Source organism: Peribacillus sp. NPDC097284, assembly GCF_044761765.1.
Classification (GTDB): domain Bacteria; phylum Bacillota; class Bacilli; order Bacillales; family DSM-1321; genus Peribacillus.
The window spans coordinates 151,189-176,948 of record NZ_JBIWCZ010000004.1; the positions used below are offsets into that span (position 1 = coordinate 151,189).

At 42.5% G+C, this 25,760-nt stretch carries 29 protein-coding genes; 11 read left to right on the forward strand and 18 right to left on the reverse strand.

Annotated elements, in window-relative coordinates; translation table 11 throughout:
• The first annotated feature begins 15 nt into the window (after window positions 1–15).
• Together ACIQXU_RS10655 and ACIQXU_RS10660 are read left to right on the forward strand one after the other, a co-directional pair.
• Entirely contained in the window at window positions 16–183 is a 168-nt protein-coding gene (locus ACIQXU_RS10655; protein ID WP_402989101.1) for a hypothetical protein, read from the forward strand.
• A gap of 14 nt (window positions 184–197) precedes the next feature.
• The gene (locus ACIQXU_RS10660; protein ID WP_402989104.1) at window positions 198–425 is read left to right on the forward strand and encodes a hypothetical protein; all 228 of its coding nucleotides are present in this window, start codon (window positions 198–200) and stop codon (window positions 423–425) included.
• Between the two features lie 122 nt (window positions 426–547).
• Here ACIQXU_RS10660 and ACIQXU_RS10665 read toward each other — a convergent pair whose 3' ends face one another.
• Entirely contained in the window at window positions 548–733 is a 186-nt protein-coding gene (locus ACIQXU_RS10665; RefSeq protein WP_402989107.1) for a hypothetical protein, read from the reverse strand.
• A gap of 113 nt (window positions 734–846) precedes the next feature.
• On the opposite strand from ACIQXU_RS10665, the gene ACIQXU_RS10670 reads away from it, so the two are divergent.
• A complete protein-coding gene (locus ACIQXU_RS10670) occupies window positions 847–1,092 on the forward strand; it encodes a hypothetical protein (protein WP_402989110.1) in 246 nt (81 codons plus the stop codon).
• A 42-nt stretch (window positions 1,093–1,134) separates the two neighbouring features.
• Here the strand turns inward: ACIQXU_RS10670 and ACIQXU_RS10675 are convergent, their stop codons facing one another.
• Window positions 1,135–2,703: a fumarate hydratase gene (locus tag ACIQXU_RS10675; protein ID WP_402989112.1), complete on the reverse strand. Its 1,569-nt coding sequence runs from the start codon at window positions 2,701–2,703 to the stop codon at window positions 1,135–1,137.
• 210 nt (window positions 2,704–2,913) lie between these two features.
• Window positions 2,914–3,102: an SE1561 family protein gene (locus tag ACIQXU_RS10680; RefSeq protein ID WP_402871764.1), complete on the reverse strand. Its 189-nt coding sequence runs from the start codon at window positions 3,100–3,102 to the stop codon at window positions 2,914–2,916.
• A gap of 155 nt (window positions 3,103–3,257) precedes the next feature.
• Here ACIQXU_RS10680 and yfkAB point away from each other — a divergent pair, with 155 nt between their 5' ends.
• Together yfkAB and ACIQXU_RS10690 are read left to right on the forward strand one after the other, a co-directional pair.
• On the forward strand, window positions 3,258–4,379 hold the full coding sequence (gene yfkAB, locus ACIQXU_RS10685; RefSeq protein ID WP_402872303.1) for a radical SAM/CxCxxxxC motif protein YfkAB: 1,122 nt from the start codon (window positions 3,258–3,260) through the stop codon (window positions 4,377–4,379).
• 31 nt (window positions 4,380–4,410) lie between these two features.
• Window positions 4,411–4,722 carry a hypothetical protein gene (locus ACIQXU_RS10690; RefSeq protein WP_402989115.1) on the forward strand — a complete coding sequence of 104 codons (312 nt, stop codon included), beginning with the start codon at window positions 4,411–4,413 and terminating at the stop codon, window positions 4,720–4,722.
• Window positions 4,723–4,752: 30 nt separating this feature from the next.
• On the opposite strand, the gene ACIQXU_RS10695 is transcribed toward ACIQXU_RS10690, so the two are convergent.
• The gene (locus tag ACIQXU_RS10695; RefSeq protein ID WP_402989118.1) at window positions 4,753–5,556 is read right to left on the reverse strand and encodes a YfkD famly protein; all 804 of its coding nucleotides are present in this window, start codon (window positions 5,554–5,556) and stop codon (window positions 4,753–4,755) included.
• A gap of 490 nt (window positions 5,557–6,046) precedes the next feature.
• Window positions 6,047–7,111, reverse strand: a complete 1,065-nt coding sequence (cax, locus tag ACIQXU_RS10700) for a calcium/proton exchanger (RefSeq protein ID WP_402871770.1) — start codon at window positions 7,109–7,111, stop codon at window positions 6,047–6,049.
• Window positions 7,112–7,301: 190 nt separating this feature from the next.
• Here cax and ACIQXU_RS10705 point away from each other — a divergent pair, with 190 nt between their 5' ends.
• Window positions 7,302–8,468, forward strand: a complete 1,167-nt coding sequence (locus ACIQXU_RS10705; RefSeq protein ID WP_402989121.1) for an MFS transporter — start codon at window positions 7,302–7,304, stop codon at window positions 8,466–8,468.
• Between the two features lie 329 nt (window positions 8,469–8,797).
• Entirely contained in the window at window positions 8,798–10,717 is a 1,920-nt protein-coding gene (locus ACIQXU_RS10710) for a heavy metal translocating P-type ATPase (protein ID WP_402989124.1), read from the forward strand.
• Window positions 10,718–11,064: 347 nt separating this feature from the next.
• On the opposite strand, the gene ACIQXU_RS10715 is transcribed toward ACIQXU_RS10710, so the two are convergent.
• Both ACIQXU_RS10715 and ACIQXU_RS10720 read right to left on the reverse strand, forming a co-directional pair.
• Entirely contained in the window at window positions 11,065–11,901 is an 837-nt protein-coding gene (locus tag ACIQXU_RS10715; RefSeq protein ID WP_402871780.1) for a YihY/virulence factor BrkB family protein, read from the reverse strand.
• A gap of 16 nt (window positions 11,902–11,917) precedes the next feature.
• The gene (locus ACIQXU_RS10720) at window positions 11,918–12,319 is read right to left on the reverse strand and encodes a YtxH domain-containing protein (RefSeq protein WP_402871783.1); all 402 of its coding nucleotides are present in this window, start codon (window positions 12,317–12,319) and stop codon (window positions 11,918–11,920) included.
• A 209-nt stretch (window positions 12,320–12,528) separates the two neighbouring features.
• Between ACIQXU_RS10720 and ACIQXU_RS10725 the strand changes: the two genes are divergently transcribed.
• The 3 genes from ACIQXU_RS10725 to mobB all read left to right on the forward strand — a co-directional run bounded on the left by ACIQXU_RS10725 (window position 12,529) and on the right by mobB (window position 14,633).
• A complete protein-coding gene (locus ACIQXU_RS10725; RefSeq protein ID WP_402871786.1) occupies window positions 12,529–12,753 on the forward strand; it encodes a DUF1128 domain-containing protein in 225 nt (74 codons plus the stop codon).
• Between the two features lie 99 nt (window positions 12,754–12,852).
• Window positions 12,853–14,118: a molybdopterin molybdotransferase MoeA gene (locus ACIQXU_RS10730; protein ID WP_402989127.1), complete on the forward strand. Its 1,266-nt coding sequence runs from the start codon at window positions 12,853–12,855 to the stop codon at window positions 14,116–14,118.
• Window positions 14,115–14,633, forward strand: coding sequence for a molybdopterin-guanine dinucleotide biosynthesis protein B (gene mobB, locus ACIQXU_RS10735; protein ID WP_402872306.1), 519 nt, complete (start codon window positions 14,115–14,117; stop codon window positions 14,631–14,633). The genes ACIQXU_RS10730 and mobB overlap by 4 nt, the downstream gene beginning before the upstream one ends.
• 46 nt (window positions 14,634–14,679) lie before the next feature.
• On the opposite strand, the gene map is transcribed toward mobB, so the two are convergent.
• The 11 genes from map to ACIQXU_RS10790 all read right to left on the reverse strand — a co-directional run bounded on the left by map (window position 14,680) and on the right by ACIQXU_RS10790 (window position 24,305).
• A complete protein-coding gene (gene map / locus ACIQXU_RS10740) occupies window positions 14,680–15,426 on the reverse strand; it encodes a type I methionyl aminopeptidase (protein ID WP_402871791.1) in 747 nt (248 codons plus the stop codon).
• Between the two features lie 111 nt (window positions 15,427–15,537).
• Window positions 15,538–16,053, reverse strand: a complete 516-nt coding sequence (locus ACIQXU_RS10745) for a type 1 glutamine amidotransferase domain-containing protein (RefSeq protein ID WP_402871794.1) — start codon at window positions 16,051–16,053, stop codon at window positions 15,538–15,540.
• A gap of 543 nt (window positions 16,054–16,596) precedes the next feature.
• Window positions 16,597–17,817 carry an MFS transporter gene (locus ACIQXU_RS10750; RefSeq protein WP_402989130.1) on the reverse strand — a complete coding sequence of 407 codons (1,221 nt, stop codon included), beginning with the start codon at window positions 17,815–17,817 and terminating at the stop codon, window positions 16,597–16,599.
• Between the two features lie 56 nt (window positions 17,818–17,873).
• Complete coding sequence (locus tag ACIQXU_RS10755) at window positions 17,874–18,449, reverse strand: TetR/AcrR family transcriptional regulator (RefSeq protein ID WP_402958917.1); 576 nt, start codon at window positions 18,447–18,449, stop codon at window positions 17,874–17,876.
• 201 nt (window positions 18,450–18,650) lie between these two features.
• Window positions 18,651–18,932, reverse strand: a complete 282-nt coding sequence (locus tag ACIQXU_RS10760; RefSeq protein ID WP_402871797.1) for a late competence development ComFB family protein — start codon at window positions 18,930–18,932, stop codon at window positions 18,651–18,653.
• Between the two features lie 45 nt (window positions 18,933–18,977).
• Complete coding sequence (gene motB, locus ACIQXU_RS10765; RefSeq protein WP_402958915.1) at window positions 18,978–19,733, reverse strand: flagellar motor protein MotB; 756 nt, start codon at window positions 19,731–19,733, stop codon at window positions 18,978–18,980.
• Complete coding sequence (gene motA, locus ACIQXU_RS10770; protein WP_402871803.1) at window positions 19,726–20,517, reverse strand: flagellar motor stator protein MotA; 792 nt, start codon at window positions 20,515–20,517, stop codon at window positions 19,726–19,728. The genes motB and motA overlap by 8 nt, the downstream gene beginning before the upstream one ends.
• A 251-nt stretch (window positions 20,518–20,768) precedes the next feature.
• Window positions 20,769–20,975, reverse strand: coding sequence for a hypothetical protein (locus tag ACIQXU_RS10775; protein ID WP_402989133.1), 207 nt, complete (start codon window positions 20,973–20,975; stop codon window positions 20,769–20,771).
• Window positions 20,976–21,126: 151 nt separating this feature from the next.
• Complete coding sequence (locus ACIQXU_RS10780) at window positions 21,127–21,900, reverse strand: YibE/F family protein (protein ID WP_402989136.1); 774 nt, start codon at window positions 21,898–21,900, stop codon at window positions 21,127–21,129.
• The gene (locus tag ACIQXU_RS10785; RefSeq protein WP_402989139.1) at window positions 21,897–23,036 is read right to left on the reverse strand and encodes a YibE/F family protein; all 1,140 of its coding nucleotides are present in this window, start codon (window positions 23,034–23,036) and stop codon (window positions 21,897–21,899) included. The genes ACIQXU_RS10780 and ACIQXU_RS10785 overlap by 4 nt, the downstream gene beginning before the upstream one ends.
• Before the next feature lie 177 nt (window positions 23,037–23,213).
• Entirely contained in the window at window positions 23,214–24,305 is a 1,092-nt protein-coding gene (locus tag ACIQXU_RS10790) for an AbrB family transcriptional regulator (RefSeq protein WP_402989142.1), read from the reverse strand.
• Window positions 24,306–24,442: 137 nt separating this feature from the next.
• On the opposite strand from ACIQXU_RS10790, the gene ACIQXU_RS10795 reads away from it, so the two are divergent.
• Window positions 24,443–25,699, forward strand: a complete 1,257-nt coding sequence (locus ACIQXU_RS10795; RefSeq protein ID WP_402989145.1) for an MDR family MFS transporter — start codon at window positions 24,443–24,445, stop codon at window positions 25,697–25,699.
• The last annotated feature ends 61 nt before the right edge of the window (window positions 25,700–25,760 follow it).

Genomic DNA, 25,760 nt, shown 5'->3' on the forward strand with positions numbered 1-25,760 from the left:
TGCACGATTTTGTGTGTGGCTGAATTATTCTCATTTGTGGTTGAATTAATCTTGCTCGTGGTCGAATTATGGCTCACCGTGGTTGAATTATCTACTCGAGTGGTCGAATTCCTGCACCGGTGGCCAGCTTCAAATGGGGTGAACGTCGATTTATCCCGGTTGACGGTCGAATTATTGCCCTGAAAGTCGAGTTCCGCTTGTCCACCGTCGAATTAGTCGTCGCGACAGTCGAATTCCTTGCACCGGCTGCCAGCTTCAAACGTCGATTTATCCCGGTTATCGGTCGCATTATCGCCCTGAAAGTCGATTTCCGCTTGCCCACCGTCGAATTAATCGTCGTAACAGTCGAATTCCCACACCGGTGGCCAGCTTCAAATGAGGTAATCGTCGATTTATCTCGGTTGACGGTCGAATTATCTCCCTGAAAGTCGAATTCCGCTTGCCCACCGTCGAATTAATCGTCTAACAGTCGAATTCCCACTCCGTATGTATAAAATCCTCGCAAAAAAGGGCCTGTCCCAAGTTGGGATAGGCCCCCGAAGTCTGTTTATCCTTTAAATAATGCCTGTGCTGCCTGCCAAATGATGGCGATGGCAAAAACAAGGACGATGACGATTCCGATAACGACTAGGAATGGGCCTAGACCGGAGAAAATCGTGCCTGCCACAGGAAGAAGAATGAACGCAAAACCTGTCAACAAGGCGATGAAGTATAGGATGTAATTGTTCTGCATAAAATCCCCTCCTTTCCCTTCTAATATATGTTCCGTAAATTCCGTTAGTTTGTACTCCTTTCAGGTAATAATCGCCTTTTTTTTCATATACATAAGAAAAGGGGGCGTATGTCATGCTGGAATGGTTGGTTACGATGGGGTTCATCGGTTGTCTCGCGCTTGGTGCAGGAGTGTTCGTCTATTTTGTGAGAAGCGGGTTTGATTCGAGTGACATTTCACGAATCGATCCCTTTCCAGAACCTGAAGCGGAATCTGAGTCTTTTCAAGAATCTGCTTCTATAACGGAACCGGAGCTTGAGTCTGCAACTGAAATAGAACCAGAGTTAACGTCTGATGCCAATCCCAGAAAGGAAGAGTAATTAAAAAGACGCTCAGCCAAATCGACGAGCGTCTTTTTTCTATTACTTGAATACGGGTTCTTTGAATTGAGACAGTTTGTCCAATGATGATTGTTGAACATCTTTGTGTAGGCTGTTTCCGTGTGAATCCATCGTCACGACGGCAGTGAAGCCTTCGACGTTAAGATGCCACATGGCTTCAGGAATGCCGAATTCAGTGAAGTTCACGCCTTCCACCGATTTAATGCAGTCTGCGTAGTATTGAGCCGCTCCGCCGATTGCGTTAAGGTAAACGCCGCCATGTTCACTCAGGGCTTCCAACGTTTTTGGTCCCATGCCGCCTTTCCCGATGACCGCGCGGATACCGAAACGTTTCATGATATCGCCTTGGTACGGTTCTTCACGGATACTTGTTGTCGGTCCGGCTGCTTTCACATGCCATTTGCCTTCTTCATCCTTCAGCATAACCGGTCCGCAATGGTAGATGATCTGGCCATCAAGATCAATTGGTGAAGGGTTTTCAGACAAGTGCTTATGGATGGCGTCACGGCCTGTGTACATTCTGCCGTTAATGTGGACGACGTCCCCGACTTGAAGCGCACGGATTTGCTCTTCCGTGATTGGTGCTTGAAGCGTGATTTCACGTGGTGCTTCCACGTCTGTTTCGATAGAGACGGCCACTTCTTCACGTGCTGCTTTTTCAGCTTCACGAGCAAAGTCGATTTTCTCGCCTTCTTGATACAACCATTCGTTGATTGCACCGGTTTCCGGGTTTACTTTCACACCTAAGCGGCGGAAAGCCCAACAGTTGTATGCAACTGATACGAAGAAGCTTGCAGGAATGCGATGCATGACGCCGATTTTACAGCCAAGTAATGTCGTTTCGCCGCCGAAGCCCATTGTTCCGATTCCAAGTTCATTCGCTTTTTCCATAATATACTCTTCTAGCTTGCGAAGATCTTCATTCGGGTTCACATCTTCATTGCTACGGAAAAGTTGCGCTTTAGCCAAGTCATATCCGGATGAACGGTCTCCCCCGATACCGACACCGATGAACCCGGCACTGCAGCCTTGACCTTGTGCTTGATAGACAGAATGAAGGATGCATTTACGGATCCCGTCCAAATCACGGCCCGCTTTCCCTAATCCTTCAAGCTCCATTGGTAGGCTATATTGGATATTTTTATTTTCGCAGCCGCCACCTTTCAAGATCAGGCGCACATCAATATAATCTTCTTCCCATTGATCGAATTTCATGACAGGTAGACCTTCCCCAAGGTTGTCCCCGCTGTTTTTGCCTGTCAAAGAGTCGACAGCATTTGGACGAAGCTTGCCGGCCTTTGTCGCTAAAATAAGGGCATTGCGGATTGCTTCTTTTATTTCAAGTTGGTTCACACCAACAGGAGTTTTTATTTTAAAAGTCGGTAGACCTGTATCCTGGCAAATCGGAGATACATTGTCGTCAGCCATTGTAATATTGTTCGTGATGGTCGCTAGGCTCAATGCTGAACGCGTACCTGCATTTTCACGTTGTTTCGCGCTCTTGACCGCACGACGAACATCCTTTGGAAGATTCGTTGAAGTTTCAACGATAAGACTGTACATGCTTTCTTGGAATTTCTGAATATCCAAATTTCTCTTCCCCCTCTTAATCCCCTAGATATATCACGACAAAAGTAGTCATGACTTGACACCCGTTTTATTATACATCTTCCATAATCTTTCGAAAACAAGTAATTCATTTTCCTTCATAAAAAATGGCATATAAAAAGGGACGACGATTTATCCCGTCATCCCTTTTGAGCATATTCATATTTAAAAAATCATAGTATCGTACAGGTATTATTCTTCTGAACGAGTTTTGAATTGTTGCACTTTATCTTCAAGATCATCTAGCATGCCGATTAGACGGTCGATGTCTTCCAGGTCTGTACTCTCGGGTTCGATATGGTCCAGAACCTCCACGAACATCGTTAGGCGTTCCTTAAGATAGGATAATTGGTCGTTTTTATCTGTAATGGATTTTCCCATGAGGCACTCTCCTTCTGTTCTTCCTTCCATCGTAACGAAAAATGCTCCAAAGTGCAATGGTAAGCTATTGTCCGGGGTTCGCCATTTGACAATTTTTGTTCCCATTGTTCATAATGGGTTAGTGCATTATTACGTAAGGAGTTTTAAACATGTCTATACTGAAGCAAGATCTCTTAACACCAATTACACCCAAGTATGATCCTTGGGAAGCATATATGGACGTCGATCAATATGGAAAGCTCACTCTTACCAATGTGGAATTCACAACCACAACCCTTTGCAACATGCGTTGTGAACATTGCGCAGTCGGTTACACACTGCAACCGAAAGATCCCGATGCTCTTCCTTTGGAATTATTGATTCAGCGCCTTGACGAAATCCCATCGCTCCGCTCGCTAAGCATAACAGGCGGCGAACCGATGCTTTCAAGAAAACAAGTGAAGAATTATGTCTTGCCTCTATTGAAATATGCGCGTAGCCGCGGCGTTCGCACCCAAATGAATTCCAACTTGACGCTTGACTTGGAAAGATATGAAGAAATCATCCCGTATTTGGATGTCCTTCACATTTCACATAACTGGGGAACGATTGATGAATTCATTGATGTCGGCTTTGCCATGATGGATCGTAAACCTACCCGTGAACAGCGGAAGAAATTATTCGATAAAATGATTGAAAATTCCCGTGCCCTTACAAAGGCCGGTGTGTTGGTTTCGGCTGAAACGATGCTGAATAAAAGCACACTGCCCCATCTTGCGCATATCCATAAACAGATTGTCGAGGAAATGGGCTGTCAGCGCCACGAAATCCATCCGATGTACCCTAGTGATTTTGCTTCGGCCCTTGAAACATTATCATTGGAAAAAATGCGCGAAGCCATTCATCATCTGCTTGATATCCGGGACGAAAATGTCTGGATGCTGTTCGGAACGCTACCATTCTATCCTTGTAATGCCCATCCAGAAGACCTTGAACTTTTAAAGCGCCTTTATAGCTCAAAAAAAGTGACAGTTCGCAATGACCCGGATGGACGATCCCGCCTGAACGTCAACATCTTCACCGGGGAGGTCATCGTGACCGACTTCGGCGATGCTCCAACATTGGGGAACATCCAAGATCAGCCACTGACTGAATCGTATGAAACATGGATGAATTCAAAACTGGCCAATGAATTGAATTGCCACTGCCCGGCGGTCAAATGCCTTGGACCTAACGTCCTTGTCAAAAATGCCTACTATCCAAAAGAGGACTTCAAAACGAGAAAATCCCTTATATAAAAAGAAACTCGCCAAACCGGCGAGTTTTAGTTTGTCGACAAAAGAGGTCCAGAATGGTTCATTACGGACCTCTTTTAAATTTGAACACTTTTCATGGTTTTTTGGCTTAAAAAGGCTGTCCATTGCCTCTTCCTTGGCCATTTCCGGTTGTCTCCAAATCCAGTTGGCCATCTTTTTCAGACGTTTAGAAAGAGAGTTGATTGGAGTGAAAGGCGTGAAGACTCCTGCGGGAATTGAGGGAAAGGTGAGACCCCGCAGGAGCGTATGCGACGAGGAGGCTCACCGCCCGCCCGCGGAAAGCGAAATGCCTGGAACGCAAATCAACACCCATTTTAGAAGATAAAAAAGAAACTCGCCAAACCGGCGAGTTTTTTTATCTTGGCTGTTGTGTAACCGTAAAGCTGAAGGATACGTGGTCCTGAACGGGTATCCATGCACCGATGCCTTGCGAGGTGATGTTTTTAATCACAATCGTGCGCTTATTCCCCCTCAAGTTCAGATACACTTCCCCATAGGTGACCTTCCCTTTTTCATTGACGGCAGATGCATAGCTGGATAAATAACCAATCCGGTTGGAAGCAATATTGTATACTTCATCCTTTTTTGTCCCGGCTCCGATGATGGTTTTAAAAGCGAGTGGCAAATTCGTCTTTTCCGTTGCTTTTAGCAGCATCATTTTCTGGACATCTTCAGCCTTTGGAATTTTCGCGGTCAAGCCCCCGGTCACTTCCTTTTGACTTTCTTGGACATAGCGGATCCGGTATGGAACCTCGCCGCCGCGATTATCATAGTAGTTCATGTTGATCTTTTGATACTCCCAATTAGGGGATGTCTCCAACGATTCATAATTCAATGCCCAATGGCCAAGGTAAATCGTCGCTCTATACCCAAAGGCAAGTGGCGCTTTCGCAATCGCTGATTCATTCAGCATATGAATGAGTTCTGGATTTTCAATTTTTATATCCGATGAATCAATCAATTGTTGGGAAAATTTGCTTGCCTGAAGCATTGGCAGATCTTGAGTCGGGTTCGGATACGTATTTTCCTTGGCGACATTTAAAACGGAAGGCGGGATATTCACCTTGTTCCGAGTTTGTTTGTCTTCCGCTCCCACACCTGCATTCGTCTGAATGAAAGCCACTACTGTAATCAATGTGATAAGAATAAGTCGTCTCATGCTGTCGTCTCCTTTAAAGGGTTCCATCTTTTGTTTATAGATTTTGTTTCTATTCAACTTTCTATACATGTTGGGTGGAAGTCTATTTTGTAACATATTTGTAAAGTTCTGAATATTTACTTTTCTTTAAAGATGGAGTATACTTAACCTACCTTATAAAAAGGAGGCGAAAACGTTCATACCTAATACCATTCAGGAGGTATGCTTATCGATTCAATCTACGATGCCCTTTAAAAGGATGACAGAAAACGTATTCGCCACTACTTAAATTCACTATGCGAAAGGACGGTGTAACACTCTAGAATATTTCACAACTTTAACAGAAGTATCTTTTTACTTTAACAGAAGCATGATGAAAGATTTTGGATGAATCTATGGATTGTACTATACCTTTATAAAAATGACTCTGCTACGTCTCAATCACAGCAGAGTCATTTTTGTATGCCTTTTTATGAATAAAAGGCCTCCCGATACGGAAGACCTTCCACGTTTATAATAGATAAAACCCAATTCCCATTATGAAATAAGCGGCCAATAGGGTAAGCCCTTCAAACCAGTTCGTCTCTCCATCATTCGAAATCATGATCATCAAGAGAACAGCGGTCACCATTGAAATCAACTCTGGCAAGGTGAAGACAAGTGGCATATTCGTTGAGAACATTAACGAGATCAACACAAGAACCGGTGCGACGAACATCGCTACCTGCAAGGTCGAACCGACGGCGATCTCGACGGCAACATCCATTTTGTTTTTGTAGGCCATGATGACGGCGGATGCATGCTCAGCCGCATTTCCTACGATGGCCACGATAATGACCCCGATGAATAATTCAGTCCATCCGAAGGTTTCCCCGACTTCACTGAAGGTATGAACCAGTTTTTCCGATACGAAAGCAACTGCAACGGTGGCCAAGGCAAGAACCATGATTGCCTTTTTCTTGCTCCATTCCGGAACTTCTTCCTCATGGGGTTCTTCCCCTTCTCTTTTTTCCGCTGGTTGGTATACACCGCGGTGTGTCACCAATTTAAAGAATAGGGCAGCTAAGTATAATAAAATTAAAATAACGGAAATCCCGACACTTAACGACATCGTGCTTGTTTCGTTCATATTCTGAGAGAACACTTCAGGAATAACAAAAGCGACAACGACGGCAAAAATCAATAATCCTGCGTTATGCCTCGCATCAAATACATTGAATTTCTGACGCTTGTATTTCGTCCCACCGATAAAGAAAGATAGTCCAGCGACCAGCAATAAATTTCCTAAAACCGATCCTGTCAAAGATGCTAATACGACGCCAATCAACCCAGCCTTTAATGAGAAGATCGAAATGATCAACTCGACGGCGTTACCAAAGGTTGCGTTCAGTAAACCGCCAATCCTCGGTCCCATCACAATCGCCAGGCTTTCTGTCGCCCGGCCCATGAATCCTGCAAGCGCGATGATCGTTAAGCAATAGACGATGAACATCACGACGCTAGGCCAATGGAGAAAAGACCCAATGAACGATAGAGGCACCCCTAATACGACGAGCCCCAAAAATATTTTATCCAAGAAACTTCCCCTCACTTCTCATGTCCATTTTATTATGTAACAAAAGTAATCATACATTTCTTTATTTAAATGAAAAAGATAAATTTTTTCTAAATCCTCTTCATGTCCATATTTACCCGATTTTCTATTGCTTAATCCTCTTCTTTCCATGTAACATCAACTAGTATACATAAAATAGGAGACGAAAAATATGAATCAAAAACTGCTTATTCCTGTATTAATCTTCATGGTCGGCATATCCGGTTTCTCACAAGGTATGCTTCTTCCGATCATCGCCGTCATTTTCGAACATGATGGACTCAGCTCCTCTTTAAATGGACTGCATGCCGCTTCCCTGTATATTGGAATCCTTTTAATTTCACCTTTTATGGAAGCGCCTCTCCGTAGATTCGGTTATAAACCATTGATTTTGTTTGGTGGATTGACGGTCATTCTCTCGCTTGCCTTATTTCCGCTTTGGAAATCGTTCTGGTTTTGGTTTATATTGCGATTTTTCATTGGAATCGGCGATCATACGTTACACTTTGCGACCCAAACATGGATCACGGCCATTTCGCCCCTGGCGAAAAGGGGCAGGAATATCGCGATATACGGATTGTTTTTCAGCCTTGGCTTCATGATTGGACCGCTTATGACGAAGTTGCTTGATGTGAATCAAGCCTTGCCCTTCATCATCACTTCCATTCTTAGCCTGCTTACGTGGATGTCCGTTTTCCTGATTAAGAACGAAATTCCCGAACACGATGATACCGAAAGTACCTCTTTCCTCGATACGCTCAAGCGATTTTGGAAAGTGAGCCGGATCGCCTGGGTTGCCTTCTTACTGCCATTCACCTTTGGCGTGCTTGAAGCATCTCTTAATAGCAACTTTCCAGTCTTTGCATTGCGTTCCGGCATTAGTCTGACCGCCGTAGCGATTATCATTCCTGCTTTCTCGGCCGGTACATTGCTCACACAGATTCCCTTGGGTATGTTGAGTGATCGCTTCGGTCGGAGGAACATCTTGCTGGTCATTATTTTTTCCGGGTCCCTTATCTTTACTGCGGCTGGGCTTCTTACTCCTTTGGTCAGCGGCCTCTTCTTCTGTTTTTTGTTGGGAGGAATGATGGTAGGATCGACGTTCTCTCTTGGCATCAGCTATATGGCTGATATCCTGCCTCGCCATCTTATGCCGGCCGGAAATTTATTATGCAGCATTTTCTATAGCGTGGGCAGCATCGCCGGTCCCTACTTCGGTGGATTGGCCATCGAACACTTACCAGGCGGAAGCTTTTTCTATCTAATCAGCATCATGCTAGTGCTCATCTTCTTTGCGCTGATGTTTTTCAAAGAAAAACAGTCTGCCACCGGGATCTAATTGTTTTGTAGTATCTTGATTCCCTCTTATATTATTCAGGTTCATTCTCTTTACATATCCTAAAATTAGCTTTACTGTTTATTTATATTTTTTCCTAGATTAGAATCATTCTTCTTTATTTTTTCCTAATATATGTGTTAAGATAATACTACCATACGAAATAGATGATAAAAAACGCTTAAAAAACGTTGATTTCATCACCAATTCATTGATTGACCCTAAATATCGACCCGAAAGATGACGCTGATTATCTTTCTCAATTAGATATCCTATAAATGATAATTAATATCAGTTACGAACAATAGAGAGAAGATTACAGGAGGAACATAATGACAACAGACACTAAACAATTGACCCAGCCAACTGAATGCAACACCTCTTGGCTCGAGAAAACAAAGCCACATCTTGAACTGATTGCCGCCCTACTAAGCGGTGTATTGATCCTGGTAGGTTGGCTGTTATCTAAAAACGGAATGGAAACACCATCCATCATCATCTATTTGGCCTCCTTTGTGATCGGTGGATATGCAAAAGCAAAGGAAGGCATTGAAGATACCATCGCGGATAAAGAACTGAACGTGGAAATGTTGATGATCTTTGCAGCCATCGGATCCGCCATCATTGGCTACTGGACAGAAGGCGCGATTCTCATCTTCATCTTCGCCTTAAGCGGGGCGCTTGAAACCTACACCATGAATAAAAGCCATAAGGAAATCTCGGCCCTCATGGACCTGCAGCCGGAAGAAGCACTCCGCATCACGAATGGATATGAAGAAATCGTGGCCATTTCTGACTTGACGGTCGGCGATACCATTTTGGTTAAACCAGGTGAAAGAGTGCCATCAGACGGAAAAATCACGGATGGGCGTACGAATCTCGATGAAGCAGCCATCACAGGTGAATCCATCCCCGTCAGTAAATCCATCGACGATGAGGTATTCGCCGGAACCGTGAACCTGCGTGGAACGATCAATGTGGAGATTACGAAGCCAACAAGCGAAACGCTCTTTCAAAAAATCATTACGCTTGTTCAATCGGCCCAAAGTGAAAAGTCCCCTTCCCAACTATTCATCGAACAATTTGAAGGGAAATATGTAAAAATCGTCTTAACCATCGTAGCCTTGATGATGTTCGTTCCTCATTTCGCACTCGGTTGGAGCTGGACCGAAACCTTTTACCGGGCCATGATCTTACTTGTTGTCGCATCACCTTGTGCCCTGGTCGCCTCCATCATGCCGGCCACACTTTCCGCCATTTCGAATGGCGCACGTCATGGCATCTTGTTTAAAGGTGGCGTTCACCTGGAGAACTTAGGTAACCTGAAGGCCATCGCCTTGGATAAAACGGGTACCTTGACGAAAGGAAAACCTGAAGTGACGGATGTCATCATCCGTGAAGATTTGAACGAAGAAGAATTCCTATTCCATATTGCATCGGTTGAAAATTATTCGAACCATCCATTGGCGACTTCCATTGTCCGCTATGCTAAAACGAAGATTGAAAGAGAAATCATCAAACCCGAGGACATGGAAGATATCTCTGGTAACGGCGTGCAAGCCTATTTCAACGGGGTCCTTTGGCAAGTCGGAAAAGCCGATTTCGTCGGCCGTAATGAAGCTGAACGATTCCAGAATGGTATTGCGCTGACACTGGCTGAACAAGGAAAGACCGTTGTGTATGCACGTGATGATAAAGGGATTGCCGGCATCCTTACATTGAAAGACGTGGTCCGTGAAGAAACGATTAAAGCAATCGAAGCCTTGAAAGAAGAAGGCCTCCATACCATCATGCTGACTGGCGATAGTCACAATACGGCAAAAGCGATTGCCTCCGAAAGCCATATCGATGATTATATTGCGGAATGCCTGCCTGAAACGAAAGTAAATGAAGTGAAAAAACTTAAAGAACAATACGGCACAGTTGCGATGGTCGGAGATGGAATCAATGATGCACCTGCACTAGCTACCGCTTCTGTCGGGATCGCCATGGGTGAAGGAACCGACGTTGCCTTGGAAACGGCAGATGTCGTACTAATGAAGAATGACCTTCCGCGTATTGCGGAAGCCGTTAAGTTATCGAAGAAAATGAATCGAATCATCAAACAGAACGTGATTTTCTCGATTTCGGTCATCATGATTCTGATTTTATCCAACTTCCTGCAATTCCTTGATCTACCATTTGGCGTCATCGGTCATGAAGGAAGTACGATTCTCGTCATCCTAAACAGCTTACGGTTACTAAGGAACTAAAGAAAAGGAAGCCCGACGAAGGCTTCCTTTTTTTGTTTTGTATCCTGTAACTAGTTAGTGATAGCCATTCTTTCCATTAGCGGAACCTGACGTTTTGTGGTTCCCTTTTTTGCCTTTATGCTTCCCTTTCTTACTCATGAATGAACCCTCCCCACTTACAAGATGTGTTCATCATTAGTGTGTGTCGAAGGTTCTTGAGCTAGTCCGGTAACTATTGCCGTATGTGGTTGAATGTCGGATTATTCTTCTGAATGTCGAATTATTCATGCTCACCGTCGGATTATCCCGTCCAAAGTCAAAATATCCAGATGAACGTCGGATTCGCCGCCTAAATGGTTCAAGGACGTTCAATCACAACCTGGATCCTTTTTACTGAGGAAAGCATTGATTTCTCCGCCGACGATGATGATGAGCCCGGATAAGTAAAACCAGATCATCAGGACGATGATGCCTCCAAGGCTGCCATATGTAGCTGTATAGTTGCCGAAGTTCTCTACATAGTAAGAAAACAGCAACGAAACGAGTGCCCAGCCAGCCGTGGTGAAAATGGAACCTGGAAGGACCGTCAAACATTTCAACCGCTTGTTTGGCGCCAGCCAATACAACATGGTGAACACAATGAATAATACGATCGTACTGATCACCCAACGGAGGCTATTCCAAATCGACAAAAATTCCTCGGAAAGGCCCATTCCATCGAATAAGAAGATTCCAATCTGTTTTCCGAACACAGGAAGCAATAATGCGACAATAAAAACGAAAATCATCGCAAACGTGAGAAGAATCGACATTCCCCGGGAAATATAAAAGGGGCGGTTTTCTTTTACCCTATAAGCATGGTTAAAGGCTTTAATAATGGCATTCATCCCGTTAGAAGCCGACCAAATCGTCCCGATGACACCAAACGACAATAACGTGCCATTTGTTTGCATCACATCGCCCAAAGTATCCTCGATGATCGTCATGGAATCGTCAGGCGTGTAAGAACGTACCAGATTCAGAATATCCTCCTGAGTAAACGGCAGGTAGGCCAATAAAGTAAAAAGGAAAATAAGTAAGGGAAACAGGGAAAGTAAAAAGTAGAAGGATAGCTGGGCAGCAAGCCCCGTTACCTCATCTATCTGAAGTTGCTTGATAAACTTTCTATAGAAAGACCATTTCAGCCATTCCTTTTTATTGGCCATCCCTTCACCTCAATTTCTAATTTAAAGGACTCCGTCTTTCTGAATCTTGTTTACCAGCCGTCGTGTGCATATCCTCCGAAGTAAAAGCTTCCTTCGTTTCCATGACGACATTGGCAACCTGTGAGGGAATATTCTTCATCTCCTCGACCCTTTTCGAAATGAAGGAGACGTCATTGGAAATCTTCTCGACAGTGGAACGGAATTCCGAAGATGTTTCCTGTACTTGCGTTAACAAGTTAGAAGGATTCTGAATCATTTCCTTCATGCATGTCAAACCATTTTTACTATTGGAGATCACCGTTTTTCTTGTATTTTTATCAAAAAGACTTACCGCGGCACCGGCCAAAGCCCCAATCAAAACAGCTTGCATAAACTTACTTTTCTTTTCGCTCCTATATTCTTCTCGAACAGAACTCATATATTCTCCTCCTTGGCATATTTTAATTAATGTATATTTCCATTATACTATTTTACTACCTAGTTTTTTTATCTTTTCCCAAACCAGAGCGCTTTAAAACGTTTCCAAGCAGGAAGTCACAAGATATATCTGCATGAATTCCCATTGACTTATAAGGGCAATCATGCAAAGATAAAAATAATTTAGAAATGTGTGGAAGGATGATAGAATTGGATTTATCACAGAATACGGCAGAGAGCGTCGAGTACATGGTTGAAGCAATAAAGGACAAATTAAGAGTAATGAACTTTGGTGCGATAAAATCCACCCATTTCGATATCGAAATGTATGAAGAACTTCATGATATTTATACTTTGGTCATGAAGAAAACGAATTTCAGTGTCCGTGAAATGGAAGCCATTGCAGAAGAACTTGGAAAATTACGCAATAAATAAATCTTTGAAATCCTCCCTTCCTTGTGAGGATTTTTTTATTTTTTTGCTATACTTGAATAACAATACATAGTTTAACGATTTCAGATAGGAGCGATAAGTATGGTAGAAAGAAGAACACCCATCAAGCTGAGTGAAGCGCTAGATAAGATCATGAAACATGCATTGGAAGGACAAATGGAGATGGTCCCTCTTGAGGAATGCCACTACCGCTATTTGGCGCAGGATATTGTCGCCACAAATGATGTTCCCCACTTCAACCGCTCACCTTATGATGGATTTGCACTACGATCCGCGGATACAGCCGAAGGATCCCTAGATAATCCGCTGGAGTTCGAGGTCATTGAAGAGTTGGCCGCCGGAATGGTCTCGACCATTCCTGTACAGAAAAACCAAGTGGCCCGCATCATGACCGGCGCCCAGATGCCTATGGAATGTGACGCCGTCATCATGCTCGAGCTAACGAAAGAATTTGAAAAAGACGGAAAGAAATATATTTCTTTCAAACGTTCTCTGAAGCATGGCGAAAACGTGTCCATTAAAGGGGAAGACGCGAAGAAAGGCGATATCCTAGTCAAAAAAGGCACAATGATCAATCCTGGCATCATCGGGTTGCTTGCTACTTTCGGGTATGCCGAAGTTCCTGTTGCGAAGAAGCCCGTCGTCGGCCTATTCGCGACTGGATCTGAACTGCTTGATGTCAATGAACCCTTGCAACCTGGAAAAATCCGGAATAGTAACTCTCATGCCATCTCCGCCCAAATCCAAAGAGCAGGTGGGGAAGTCCGTTTCTACGGGAAGCTCAAGGACGAGTTTGACATAAGCTACGAGGCCATTTCCACTGCCTTGGAAGAAGTCGACCTCCTCATCACAACAGGCGGCGTGTCTGTCGGAGATTTTGACCTTCTTCCTGACATCTATAAGAAGCTCGGCGCTGACGTTTTATTCAATAAAGTAGCCATGCGTCCTGGTAGCGTGACGACGGTAGCCGTTCACGAGAACAAGTTTTTATTCGGCTTATCAGGTAATCCATCTGCAAGCTATGTCGGTTTTGAATTGTTTGCCCGGCCAATCATCCGTACCATGCTGTTTTCCGGACAACCGCATTTACGGAAGGAACAAGCTGTGCTGGCTGAAGATTTCCTGAAGGCCAACCCATTCTCCCGCCTCCTTCGTACTCGCATGTATTATGAAAACGGACAGCTTCGTGTCGTCCCTAGCGGCGTCGATAAATCGAATATCACCACAAGCCTAGCTGGGGCGAATTCACTTACCGTACTCCCTGGCGGAACACGCGGTTTTAAAACGGGAGATAGCGTGGATGTCCTGCTTCTTGATGATCAAGAAGGATCAATCTGGCCTTGGTGAAACCGTTCCTATTTCAAATAGTCGGGTACCAAAACAGAGGGAAAACGACTTTCATTACCAAACTGATTCAAGAGCTTCGGATAGAAAATCTGGAGACGGCCGTCTTGAAGCATCATGGCCATGGTGGAAAGCCTGACAATACAGGTGAGAAAGATTCCACTAAGCACTTTCAGGCTGGAGCGGCTGCTTCACTCGTGGAAGGAGACGGTTCCATTGAGTTGCTGGGGAATTTCAAATCTGGGGCCACGCTCCCGGAATTGCTTCACTTATTGGAGATTTTCCACCCCGACGTGATTTTGATTGAGGGATATAAGCGGGAGGACTTTCCTAAGGTCATCCTCCTTAAGGAGGATGAGGACTTTTCATTACTGAAACAGCTCACCAATATTCAGGCCGTGGTGGCTTGGCCCGCCTGCCTTGAACAAGCAACAAGCTTGGCAGAGGTTCCCGTGTTCCCACTGGATTCCGAACATTTTGCTGAATGGTTCATCAAGCAGGTAAAAAAACACGAATAAAGGCAAGAGGCATCCTTTAATGAAGGGTGCCTCTTGTTTTTATTGCTTATTGTTCCGTCAGAATTAGCGGGCCATTCTTTGTGATGGCAATCGTGTGCTCGAATTGTGCCGAGTACTTCCCGTCGGCAGTCGAAGCCGTCCATCCATTCGGATCTCGAGTAGCCTTATATGTACCTACGTTCACCATCGGTTCAATCGTGAAGACCATGCCTTCCTTAAGGCGCGGACCTTTATGAGGCAACCCATAATGAGGGACTTGCGGTTCTTCGTGTATGACATTCCCAATTCCGTGGCCGATAAAGTCACGGACGACAGAGAAACCTTCCGCCTCCACATAAGATTGGATGGCATGCCCAATGTCCCCAATACGATTACCAGCGACAGACACTTCAATGGCCTTATATAGGGATTCCTTCGTTACCTCCACTAAATGTTCCGTTTCTTTGGAAACCTTGCCGACTGTATACGTCCAGGCTGAATCCGAAAGTGCCCCATTATAATTCACGACCATATCAATCGTGACGATATCCCCATTCTTCAATGGCTTTTTGCGGGGAAAACCATGACAGATTTCTTCGTTGATGCTTGCACATGTCGCGTATTCATATCCCTTGTAGCCCTTTTGTTCAGGTTTGGCGCCATGTTTCTTCAAGAATCCTTCCACGAATTCTTCGATTTCCCATGTTGTCACACCTGGTGCGATTAGTTTTGCAATTTCCCTATGACAAGCAGCTAAAATCTTCCCTGATTCATGCATCGCTTGAATTTCACGTTCAGACTTTATTACGATCAATCGTTACACTTCCTTTTTTCATTCTTCTTTTATTTTACTGCAAAGATAGAAGTATATGAATCCAAAAACCTTATAAATAAAAAAATCCTGACGGCTGCCAGGATTTTTTTATTATTTTAATAACTTGAGTGATTCCCGATTGAATGCCGGAAGATCATCAGGCGTCCTGCTTGTAACAAGTTGATCGCCGCATACGACGACTTCTTCGTCCAAGTATGTTGCACCTGCATATTCCATATCAACCTTGATGGATGTATACCCTGTTGCATGGCGTCCTTCAAGGGCTTTAGCCGTAATTAACAGCTGTGGTCCATGACAGATGGCAAACACGGGTTTCTTGGCATCCATGAATGCCTTGGTAAACGTTACAAAGCGTTCGTCCGCCCGTAGAATGTCCGGTGAAAAGCCACCTGGGATAAGCAACGCATCAAAGTCTTCCGCTTTCACAGAATCTATGCTCTCATCGATTGTAATTTCAACGTCACCTTGTTTCCCTTTAACCGTTTTGCCTTTTTCCATCTCAATCGTCGTTACCGTGTGACCCGCTTCTTTAAAAGCTTTGACCGGTTCACTATACTCTGAATCCTCAACCATATCAGTTACTACACATGCTATTTTCTTACTCATAAAAAAATTCATCTCCTCAATTTTGATCGAATGAACTTACTTTATTTATATTCCCTGATTAGACAGGATTAAACACATAAATTGCCCTCTTCATAGAAGTCTCCCATGGTAGTCCCTATCGAATGCTTGCTTCTTAAAACTTGTTTTTACAAAAGCACCCCTTCAGTAGCATGTACTACTATAATCCTTTTAAATAAAGGCTGTTTTCGTAAACTTTATTGTTTTGGGTAAAGAATGGTATTCAACAATCGGGCCAGATTGTGGAGCAACAACTTTAAATAAAACTGAATATAAATGACATTCTAAAAAAATACTCAAACTACCTTATAGAATAATTGAAGAATAGGATTATACAATAAGGCAGTGGAGAAATTTATGAGGTGCTTTGGTTATAATCTTATTTTTGGCATGGGCCAAAACGAATAAAGATAAGCAATAATAGTGATTAATTTGCTCATGATGTAGAAGATAATGCTACTAATGTACCCTGAAAATTAGATTTTCACTCTAACTTTTGGGGTACATTAATAGTTAGGACATGCGTTAGGACATGTATTTGCTTTTGGTTTTCGATAAGTTTATTGTATTATTTTTTATTAAATGAACTAATAAGGCGAATAAAGGCAAGGCTGTTCCAATGAGTAAAGCTACTTCACTATTAAATTTATAGTAAGTATAACTTCCAATCCATGAACCAAAGGCTCCTCCCAAAAAGAAAATAGTCATATATAATCCATTAAGTCTGTTTCTTATTTCGGGATTCAAACCAAAGATAACTTTTTGACCTAATAATAAATTTCCTGATACCCCAATATCGATGCTAATTCCGGAGATAAGAATTAAAATTATACTCAATAGTGAATGATCTTGAACAAAAAATAATAGTAAGATAGATAATAGTACGAGCGCCATTGATACATTCGTCATTGTAAAAATATAACCTTTATCTGCTATTTTACCAATAGTAGGAGCTAACAAAGCTCCAGCTATTGCAACAAAGCCAATTAATGCAATTTCATTATTCGAAAAATTTAGTGGCTCAGACCTTAATAATATTGGCATTATCGTCCAATAGAGACTAAATGTTGCAAATAAACATGCGTGATAAAAAGCTCTTTGTTGTAAAGGAGATGTATTTATTAATAACTTCACCATAGAAGCGATTAAATATGGATATGACATGTTACTAGACGTTACTACCTCATAGTTGGGCAAAAATTTTATAATTAACAGTAATACGGCAACTAGCGTGATTAATGAAAAAAGAAATACCATTCTCCATCCGAACCAGTCAGCTATTCCGATAGATAAAGGGCGAGCAATCATAATCCCAATCAATAAACCACTCATCACTTTACCCACATATTTACCTGTCTCTTCAATGGGTACAATCCTCATTGTTAGTGGAACTAACATTTGAGCCGCACATGCTCCAATGCCAATTATGGTTGTTAATATTGTGAAAATAATTCCATTTGTCGAAATTAGCATACCAATTAATGAAATAATAGTAAGCCCGATAAGAATTCCTATTATTTTCTTACTTTTAAATAAGTCAGCCATTGGTACGATGAAAAATAAGCCCAATCCATACCCAATTTGTGTAAAGGTAGTGAGCAATCCAGATAAATCAGAAGAGATGTTCAGATCTTTTGCAATGAATTGTACAATTGGTTGTGCATAATAAATATTAGCAGCAAGTGAACCACAACTAATTGCCAAAATAAATATTAGAAAATTTATCTTCTTAGTCAATTTCATCATTCCTTTTGTTTATTATTTTTTGGTACGTTCGTTCCAAAAAGCTTAAAAAAGAAAGACTATAGGTCTTCAATAGTCTTATCCACTAAATTATAGGCTAGATTTTTTTCTTTTTTATACTTGGACATTAAATTAATACTATGATTTAAACTTAATAAAGAATATGCCACTAATTCAGAGTTTGCTTCTTGTGAAATTTCTCCATTGTCTTTTCCTTTTTCAATAACTTGCTTAAATACTTTTTCAAGTTCATTAAAATCATATATAAGTATTTTTTCTATGGAAGGATCAATGTGTCCAATAAGCAATGAAGAATTAGTTATAATACAACTTTTAGGAATGTCATCTGAATAGCATTTTTCAATATGTTGATAAAAAAAAGATTTAAGTGATACTTTAGTGTTTATTCCATTAAAAAGTAAATCTCTCTTTCGAGAGCCAAAGTTTTTATAATGCTCTAAAACGAGTTTAAATAGTTCATCTTTATCACCAAAACTAGTATAGAGAGTAGACCGACTTATTCCCATTGTTTCAATAAGATCTGAGATATATGTAGCGTCATAACCTTTTTCCCAAAATAAATACATAGCTTTATCTAAGGCATGTTCTTTGTTAAAACTAATATTTCTACCCAATTTATAACACCTCCGTTCATGTAGTTTAGTATAAAGATTTCGGAATGATGAGTCCAGAGAAATTTATCTTGAAATCAAGTCTTCCGTTAAAGGGCGCAATTGTGGAAGAAGGCCCACTTTTCTCCATAGCAACAACCTTTGAGAAAACAGCCTAAATAAAAAAAAAGATAAGAGTCCTGATCTCTTATCACATGTTGTCGTCTATAGTTGGTGCTTCGGGTACTTGCCCACCACATGAATCGCACTGATAATTCTCTTGTTGATCCATTTCCGGTTTTCTTCCGTATTCAACCTCTCGAATACGATTCTCCGCCCTTCATCCGTCGTTACATAATAAGTGGGAAGGGCGTTCAACGAAATGGTGATGATATCATTCTTGCATTTATTACATGGACAAAATGTTTGATAATCCGTACCGGCCATTAGTATCTGGACCCAAGCGACTACGATTTCTTCCATCACATTAGTAAATTCTCTTTCCATAAAAACTCCTTCGTAAAGAAAAACCTGTCCATTCCAGACAGGTTCTCACTCATTTATCGGGGTACGTGGAACGATCAAAATCTCAACCCGTCGATTTTTAGCCCGGCCTTGTGCCGTCTTATTGGATGCGACCGGCTTAAATTCCCCGTAGCCTTTAGCACTGAACATTTCAGGATCCAAGTTCGTATTCTCAAGAAGCAGCTTCATGAAGTTCACTGCACGCATGACGCTTAAATCCCAATTCGAATCATAGCGATACGTCTTGATGGGAACATTGTCGGTGTGGCCGCTTATGACAATGCCCCGAGGCAAGTCCATAACAAGCAGACTCGAAATCTCCTTGGCAATCCTGCGATCTTCAATTCTCACTTCCGATACTCCCGATTCGAACAGCACATTATCCCTGATGGAAATCAACATGCCTTCATCCGTAAGGTTCGTATCAAGCTCGTCCACTAAATCATTTTCCTGAATATAGGCATTAACCCGTTTCTGTACTTCCATAAGTTGTTGTTCCTCGCTCTTACCCTGCCCCTTCGTCCCTTTAATCCCTGTCATTTGTTCAGGGGACGTGGGATTATTACTGGGGGAGTCACTCGGGTATTCCATGAATCCCGTTCCGCTCGTGAACACTTGGTTAAACACATTGGACAATTGTTGGAATTTGACTGCATCCACCGAACTTGATGCAAATAGAACGATGAAAAGAGCCAGAAGCAGCGTCAATATATCCGCATAGGGGACCAACCAAGATTCATCAATATGTTCGTCATGCTTTTGTTTCTTTTTCCGCCTAGCCATCTTCTCTCACATCGCCTTCTAACCACTTTTTACGATCTCCAGCAGGCAAATAAGATGTTAGTTTTTGTTCAATCGTCCTTGGCGCTTCTCCTTCGATGATCGACAAAATCCCTTCAATCATCATTTCCTTGATGCGGACTTCCTGTTGCGATTTCCGTTTCAGCTTATTCGCAAAGGGATGCCATAACACATATCCTGTGTAAATCCCCATAAGGGTCGCAACGAAAGCGGCAGATATCGCATGCCCCAATGCCTCGCTATCAGCCATGTTACCCAATGCCGCAATCAGCCCGATAACAGCACCCAACACGCCAAGCGTCGGGGCATAGGTGCCTGCCTGGCTAAAGATGGCCGCTCCACTGTGGTGACGTTCTTCCATTGCCTCTATTTCTTCAGCCAATATATCTCGAATATAATCAGCACTCTGACCTTCCACTGCAAGGTTCAACCCATTTTTCAAAAAGGTGTTATCCACCTGATCCGATATGGTTTCCAAGGCCAATAACCCTTCTTTCCTGGCGATGACCGCCCATTCGGAAAAGGTTTTAATCAATTCTTCAGGCTTTGTCAGCTTTTGTTCAAGGAAAAGGATCTTCAATATTTTTGGCAATCTTTTCAATTCAGATAAAGGAAAAGCCGTTACAACCGCAGCCACTGTTCCCACAATGATAATCATGATAGCTGCCGGGTTAATCAGCGCCGTTACGCTTACGCCTTTCAGAACCATTCCCACTAAAATAGCCACTATACCAAGAACTATACCTACAACCGATGTTATATCCATCATACTCACCCATTCATATAAAATCTCGTCTGCTCCTTATATCGGATAAAGTTCGGAAAAAGTGAGGATTATTTTACTATTCCGATAGATTGAATGTAAAAATTCTATCTTTTTTCACAAAGTCTCCCTATATTCATCCTTATACAGCAACCATTCTATCGCATATTTCGCAATATAGGGACAATTTATGACAAAAAGGGAAGAAACGGTTATTTTAAACAGTCGTGTTTATCCCTTCCCTTTGGATGAGTTCACTTGTTTCTCCAAAGTTTAGGTACCCATTTGATGCCCTCCGTTCCAATGACACTTCCTACCATCCCCATTATTACGCTGGCAGAAATAATTTTGACCGCGTAAAAAATCCCAGTACCCGTTATGAGATCGATGATTAAAAAGTTTTTGATGGATGATCCTTTGATGCTATAGAATACAATTTGATGTTGTTTTTTTGTAGTCAACCAATCACATACTTTCATCTTTTTTTCTATAGGTATGATGAATAAGGATTGTCATATGCCCTTTCTGGAGCCGTCACAACAGCAAAAAGGCCACCCGTTGAGATTGGCGGCCTTCTCCACTCTATTCGTTTTTCATTAGGACCCTAGGAAACTACACGACCTTTACCTTCCCCCTTTTTTTCACTAAGTAGTAAGCCGTTATCAATGCTGTAATAGGAATCACAAGGGCTACACCCGTTCCCGCACAAAATATCGTGATCATTTCAGCACTGAATATTTTCGAATTGACGATTTCTCCAACAGAATAAGCTAAGTCCTTAAACCAGATAAGCAATGCCAGATAGCCACCAAAGAAAGCAAAGAACAATGTATTCGTACTGGTTCCCAGGATGTCCCTCCCAATGCTCATTCCAAATTCAAATAAATCTTTCCTGGTGCTGGATGGATGGTGGAGAAACATTTCCCGCATGGGAGACGAAATGGCCATGGCTGTGTCGATAATGGCGCCAATCGTACTCATGATAATGACTGAAACGCCTACCTTCAAAAAGTCCACACCTATATAAAGGGAAAAGATGCTAAGCTCTTCAATTTCTTCTTCACCAAACCCCTGGATCATCGCACGTTCCGTCACCACGACGATAAAAAAGAGGACGATGACAATCGTGATGAGCGTAGAAACGAAGGCTGTCTTGGTCGTACTGTTTACTTCATTAATAAAGAACAACGTGATATAACTAATCACCGTACATGCAATCAATGTGACGATATACGGATCATTATGTGGATTTTTCATAAAGAAGATGGCAAAAAGCAACACACCAAAGTTCAAGAATAAAGCAAAAAATGAACGTGCTCCTTTTTTACCACCGATCGAGATCATCAAGATAAATAATATGCTTGCTAGTAATACCAATACATTCATGTTCTTCCCTTCCTTCGATTAACGAAATAGATCGAAATATATAAACCTATCAGAATCGTTAACACGATGCCAATCCCCCCGGCAAGGGCACGGGCCAATTCTAATGATAGGTTCATGGAAAGGGTGAATCCCAACGTGGAAGCATTCTTCAAATACAAAAGAATCACGGGGATGGAACCGCTTATGTAGGCAAAAAACAAAATATTCGTCATGGTTCCCATAATATCTTTCCCTATTTCCAATCCAGAGGCTTTCAGGGCTTTTACGGATATGTCATTATTCTTTTCATACAACCCAAAGATCGAAGAAGACATGGTAATCCCTATATCCATCACAGCTCCTAAAGATCCGATAAACAAGCCTGCATAAAACACCATTTTATAAGGCCTGGTGAGAAATTGCATTTCTTCATATCGGAGGCCACTTTCTCCCGTTACCCACATAGCAAGATAGGTAATGAACAACGAGGAAAAAGTCCCTAGGAGCGTCGCAATGATGGCTGCGTATGTCTTTTCATTAAAACCGTTAACGAGTAAGAGGGAAAGAACCGTAAATAGAATGATCGCTATGCCGCATATCCAGACCAGGCTGATGCCTGATGTACTCATATAAAAGTCCAGGGCATAGGACAACAAAACGGCATTGACCACCAAACTTATAACGGAAAGCAGCCCCTGCTTTTTACCAACGATCAGGAGGGTAAAAATAAACACCCATGCCACAATCACCACATATTTATCACGTTTGACATCTTTAATCGTTCCGGCTAATTCCGGGCCCTCTCCATCTTTTGCGTCGATCGAAACGAATAAATCATTTCCAACTTTGTATTCTTGATCATAGGCACCAGATGAGGAATATTCATTCTTTAACGTAATAAGCTGCCCTTTTTCTTCTCCATTTTGCAATTGGGCTACGATACTCTGTGTAAATAGCCGATCTTCATTGAGATACATATCATCCATTTCCGTTGTACTTTCCAGATTTGTCTTGATGACTTTGGCTATAGGGCCTTCATAGAAAGAATAATTGTGAGTCACAAAGAAAACGGAAGCGACAAAACAAAGGGCAATGATGATGTACACCCAAACTTTCTTGTAACCGATTTTTTTAACTGTATTTGTGATAATGTTCAAAAAAAAACCTCCATATATCAGGTGGCCAAAAGGAAAGATGGCGGCAGGTTTGGCTGACTACATCCTACCTTACCAGTATGTAATTTTTTTATCTTATCATGAACACATGACGTTTACGAAATTAAAACCAATGGATGATAACTTTTTCATTGAGGCAGACGGAAAAGACCGGAGCCCTCACTCCCGCCTTTTCTGTCTTCCCTGTCTCCGATCCAGCACTTTGATGAGTGGCGACACTAAAAACAAGATGAATAAAATCCTGAATAAGTGAAAGCTTGTGACCACGGATACATCAACGGAAACGGACATGGCCGTGACCGCCATTTCTGCCACACCACCGGGGGCCATGCTTAAAAACAATTCATTGGCCGGCAAGGATAGGACTGGTGAAAAGTAAGCCGCAAGATAGTAACAAAAACCGATTAGCAAAACATTACTCACGAAAACCACCGCGAACATCTTCCTGAAAAGCCGTGGATTATCGACTTTCAATGTGAATCCCAGATGGGCACCAATCAGAACCTGGGACAAGTTCAACCAGAAGCCAGGAATATGTGGTGCTTCAGATCCTGTCAAATTGAACAGAGCCGCCGCAATGAGTGGGCCTAAAAGGAAAGGAAGTGGGAAATGAACCTTTATGGCAATGAAAATGAATAACGCCAGAGCTGCAATCAGTAGGAGTGCCAAGGTCCCGTCATAATCAAACATAAAGAACGGCCCTTTTGCCATCGTCGCCGTTGCTTCGGAATCCACAGACATGACATGGGTGACGAGCCAAGGTACGATCGATATGACGAGAATGACCCGAAGCGTCTGCATGAAGCCGACAACCGTTTCGTCACTATCTTTCATTTCTTCGCTCAGGATCACCATTTGAGACAGGCCTCCTGGGAAGCTTCCAAGAAGCGAGGTGCTCATCGATAAGTTCATTCTTTTTCCTACGAACAAGCCTGTTACTACGGTGAACAAAATCAGCACCACCGTGGTAAAAAGCATGACGGGCAAATATTCGCTCATTTCATGTAACGATCGTTTCGTAAATGAACTGCCCAGTTGTAAGCCGAGGATGATCAGTCCTGTGCTCCTTAGCGTTCTCGACCACAACATCGAGTGTCCCCATTTGATTTTTGCGATCATCACCACAAATAACGGTCCGAGCATCCATGGTAAATAGATGCCAAGTTTGTCGAACAGGTACCCTCCTAGAAACGCCAGTAAAGCTGTGAAAGTCATTCTTAAACTCTTATGATCCGATATGAATGTCTTCAATTCCATAACCTTCTTATCTATAAAAATTCCACTTACATAGTACCATAACTTATTTGACGGAATTTATCCCTTGTCTTGTCTTCATTTCAAACTCAGAGTATGATGGGGAAAATAACAGAAAGTATGGGAATTCTACTATGCGTTTACGAGATTGGGATACGAACTTAAAGATTCGCCTTGCCGGGGAATCTGTCGTCAATATATCATTTTGGATGTTTTTTCCGTTCCTTGCGATTTACTTCTCCGAATCATTCGGGAAAACAACTGCTGGATTACTGCTGATTTTCTCGCAGTTCTTTGCGGTTGTGGCCAATTTATTCGGGGGATATTGTGCTGATCGATTCGGAAGAAAGCGGATGATGGTCATTTCCACCTTCGGCCAAGGCATTGCCTACATATTCTTTGCATGGGCGAGCTCCCCTTGGCTGGATTCGCCCAGCATCGGGTTTATCAGCTTCACCGCCGTCAGCATATTCAGCGCCTTTTATAACCCTGCCAGCCAGGCAATGGTCGCTGATGTGATTCCAGAAAAAGACCGCAGTGGCGTCTTCGCCGTATTTTATACATCCATCAATATTGCCGTGGTCATAGGTCCGATTTTGGGAGGGATTTTTTATGCGACCCACCGTTTCGAACTGTTAGCCCTTGCTGCCATCATCAATATCCTGTTAGGTTTCATCCTGCAAACATGGGTCAAAGAAACGGCTCTCCTATCCATTCAGGAAAAGGGATTGGGAAAAAGGGTTAACGGATTCTCTTTTTTACTGAACCAACTACGAGACTATCAAGTCATTTTCCGTGATAAGGTGTTTCTACTTTTCATCATCGCAGGCGTCTTGGTCTATCAAACGTTCATGCAACTCGACCTTTTGTTCCCTGTCTATATTAATGAAATGGTCGATCCGCAATCCATATTTTCGATCACACTGCAGGAAGAGCAGATTTTCGGGTTCTTGCTTGCGGAAAATGGATTATTCGTGGCCCTCTTAACCATCACCGTCACGAAATGGGCATCCATGTATAAAGAAAGAAATATATTCATCATCTCTTCTCTGATATACAGTTTTTCCATGATTTTATTTGGTGCGACCCAATGGGTTTGGGGATTATTCATCGCCATCGCCCTATTTTCCATCGCCGAGCTATTAACGGCCGGCATCCAGCAAGGATTTGTTTCGAAATTGGCCCCAGCACATATGCGTGGCCAGTATTTCGCTGCATCAAGCTTACGTTTCACCATCGGTAGAATGCTTGCTCCACTAGCCATACCGATGACAGGGTGGATTGGATATAATGGGACATTCCTCATGATCAGTATGCTGGCCGTCTTGAGTGCCGTTCTATATTTCATCATGTTTTCCCTGTATGAAAAGGCGAAAGTCCAGATTCCATAATCTAACTCCATTTCCTACCCCCATAAACTTACCATTAGAGGTAGAATCATTATATAGGGGT

Excerpts from the sequence above, each read along its gene's own strand:
- ACIQXU_RS10665 (WP_402989107.1), bottom strand. The coding sequence starts at position 733 with ATGCAGAACAATTACATCCTATACTTCATCGCCTTGTTGACAGGTTTT.
- ACIQXU_RS10670 (WP_402989110.1), top strand. The coding sequence starts at position 847 with ATGCTGGAATGGTTGGTTACGATGGGGTTCATCGGTTGTCTCGCGCTT.
- ACIQXU_RS10680 (WP_402871764.1), bottom strand. The coding sequence starts at position 3,102 with ATGGGAAAATCCATTACAGATAAAAACGACCAATTATCCTATCTTAAG.
- ACIQXU_RS10695 (WP_402989118.1), bottom strand. The coding sequence starts at position 5,556 with ATGAGACGACTTATTCTTATCACATTGATTACAGTAGTGGCTTTCATT.
- ACIQXU_RS10705 (WP_402989121.1), top strand. The coding sequence starts at position 7,302 with ATGAATCAAAAACTGCTTATTCCTGTATTAATCTTCATGGTCGGCATA.
- ACIQXU_RS10710 (WP_402989124.1), top strand. The coding sequence starts at position 8,798 with ATGACAACAGACACTAAACAATTGACCCAGCCAACTGAATGCAACACC.
- ACIQXU_RS10715 (WP_402871780.1), bottom strand. The coding sequence starts at position 11,901 with ATGGCCAATAAAAAGGAATGGCTGAAATGGTCTTTCTATAGAAAGTTT.
- ACIQXU_RS10720 (WP_402871783.1), bottom strand. The coding sequence starts at position 12,319 with ATGAGTTCTGTTCGAGAAGAATATAGGAGCGAAAAGAAAAGTAAGTTT.
- ACIQXU_RS10730 (WP_402989127.1), top strand. The coding sequence starts at position 12,853 with ATGGTAGAAAGAAGAACACCCATCAAGCTGAGTGAAGCGCTAGATAAG.
- ACIQXU_RS10745 (WP_402871794.1), bottom strand. The coding sequence starts at position 16,053 with ATGAGTAAGAAAATAGCATGTGTAGTAACTGATATGGTTGAGGATTCA.
- ACIQXU_RS10750 (WP_402989130.1), bottom strand. The coding sequence starts at position 17,817 with ATGATGAAATTGACTAAGAAGATAAATTTTCTAATATTTATTTTGGCA.
- ACIQXU_RS10760 (WP_402871797.1), bottom strand. The coding sequence starts at position 18,932 with ATGGAAAGAGAATTTACTAATGTGATGGAAGAAATCGTAGTCGCTTGG.
- motB (WP_402958915.1), bottom strand. The coding sequence starts at position 19,733 with ATGGCTAGGCGGAAAAAGAAACAAAAGCATGACGAACATATTGATGAA.
- motA (WP_402871803.1), bottom strand. The coding sequence starts at position 20,517 with ATGGATATAACATCGGTTGTAGGTATAGTTCTTGGTATAGTGGCTATT.
- ACIQXU_RS10780 (WP_402989136.1), bottom strand. The coding sequence starts at position 21,900 with ATGAATGTATTGGTATTACTAGCAAGCATATTATTTATCTTGATGATC.
- ACIQXU_RS10795 (WP_402989145.1), top strand. The coding sequence starts at position 24,443 with ATGCGTTTACGAGATTGGGATACGAACTTAAAGATTCGCCTTGCCGGG.